Consider the following 2047-nt stretch of genomic DNA (forward strand, 5'->3'; position numbering starts at 1 on the left):
GATCTTTAACAATTAACAGTCAATAAATGTGGGCACTTGATAATGAAGGCGACTAGCTACTTCGGTAGTTAGGAAACTTAAAAAATATCAAATGTTCACAAGAAGTAAAGATAAGACGCGATAGTGAGCAATCATTATCGCAACTGTCAGTATTTTGAGTGAGCGACTCGTTCGAAAGAACGAATTCCAGAAATGGAAACAAGTAACAGAGATTAAACTGAAGAGTTTGATCCTGGCTCAGATTGAACGCTGGCGGCATGCCTTACACATGCAAGTCGAACGGCAGCACGGGTGCTTGCACCTGGTGGCGAGTGGCGAACGGGTGAGTAATATATCGGAACATACCCTAGAGTGGGGGATAACGTAGCGAAAGTTACGCTAATACCGCATACGAACTAAGGTTGAAAGTGGGGGATCGCAAGACCTCATGCTCATGGAGTGGCCGATATCTGATTAGCTAGTTGGTGAGGTAAAGGCTCACCAAGGCGACGATCAGTAGCTGGTTTGAGAGAACGACCAGCCACACTGGAACTGAGACACGGTCCAGACTCCTACGGGAGGCAGCAGTGGGGAATTTTGGACAATGGGGGCAACCCTGATCCAGCAATGCCGCGTGAGTGAAGAAGGCCCTCGGGTTGTAAAGCTCTTTTGTCAGGGAAGAAACGGTGGGTTCTAATACAGCCTGCTAATGACGGTACCTGAAGAATAAGCACCGGCTAACTACGTGCCAGCAGCCGCGGTAATACGTAGGGTGCAAGCGTTAATCGGAATTACTGGGCGTAAAGCGTGCGCAGGCGGTTATATAAGACAGAGGTGAAATCCCCGGGCTCAACCTGGGAACTGCCTTTGTGACTGTATGGCTAGAGTGTGTCAGAGGGGGGTAGAATTCCACGTGTAGCAGTGAAATGCGTAGATATGTGGAGGAATACCGATGGCGAAGGCAGCCCCCTGGGATAACACTGACGCTCATGCACGAAAGCGTGGGGAGCAAACAGGATTAGATACCCTGGTAGTCCACGCCCTAAACGATGTCTACTAGTTGTCGGGACTTAATTGTCTTGGTAACGCAGCTAACGCGTGAAGTAGACCGCCTGGGGAGTACGGTCGCAAGATTAAAACTCAAAGGAATTGACGGGGACCCGCACAAGCGGTGGATGATGTGGATTAATTCGATGCAACGCGAAAAACCTTACCTACCCTTGACATGGTTGGAATCCCGAAGAGATTTGGGAGTGCTCGCAAGAGAACCAATACACAGGTGCTGCATGGCTGTCGTCAGCTCGTGTCGTGAGATGTTGGGTTAAGTCCCGCAACGAGCGCAACCCTTGTCATTAGTTGCTACATTTAGTTGAGCACTCTAATGAGACTGCCGGTGACAAACCGGAGGAAGGTGGGGATGACGTCAAGTCCTCATGGCCCTTATGGGTAGGGCTTCACACGTCATACAATGGTACATACAGAGGGCTGCCAAACCGCGAGGTGGAGCTAATCCCAGAAAGTGTATCGTAGTCCGGATTGTAGTCTGCAACTCGACTACATGAAGTTGGAATCGCTAGTAATCGCGGATCAGCATGTCGCGGTGAATACGTTCCCGGGTCTTGTACACACCGCCCGTCACACCATGGGAGCGGGTTTCGCCAGAAGTAGGTAGCTTAACCGTAAGGAGGGCGCTTACCACGGCGGGGTTCGTGACTGGGGTGAAGTCGTAACAAGGTAGCCGTATCGGAAGGTGCGGCTGGATCACCTCCTTTCTAGAGTGCGCTTGAATGTTGAGTGTCCACACTTATTGACTGTTAATGTAAAAGAACGCAGAAGAAGCGACCGAGAAGTAAGTAGGTAGCTTGTTCGAGATTTGCCCGGTTAAGTAGTAATACAAATGGGGGTTTAGCTCATCTGGTAGAGCACCTGCTTTGCAAGCAGGGGGTGATCGGTTCGAGCCCGGTAACCTCCACCAATTGACTGGGGCTGTAGCTCAGCTGGTTAGAGCACCGTGTTGATAACGCGGGGGTCGTTGGTTCGAGCCCAACCAGCCCTACCAAATAAGCGG

2 tRNA genes and 1 rRNA gene are annotated in these 2047 nt (G+C 50.7%); all 3 read left to right on the forward strand.

What is annotated here, in order from left to right:
- Nucleotides 1-214: 214 nt before the first annotated feature.
- The 3 genes from H8K36_RS18815 (at nt 215) to H8K36_RS18825 (ending at nt 2038) form a co-directional block, all read left to right on the forward strand.
- A 16S ribosomal RNA gene (locus H8K36_RS18815) occupies nt 215-1751 on the forward strand.
- A gap of 127 nt (nt 1752-1878) precedes the next feature.
- Nucleotides 1879-1954 (forward strand) — tRNA-Ala (locus H8K36_RS18820).
- Between the two features lie 7 nt (nt 1955-1961).
- Nucleotides 1962-2038, forward strand: a tRNA-Ile gene (locus H8K36_RS18825).
- Nucleotides 2039-2047 lie beyond the last annotated feature (9 nt).

The organism is Affinundibacterium nitidum, from assembly GCF_014284155.1.
Lineage (GTDB): Bacteria > Pseudomonadota > Gammaproteobacteria > Burkholderiales > Burkholderiaceae_D > Undibacterium > Undibacterium nitidum.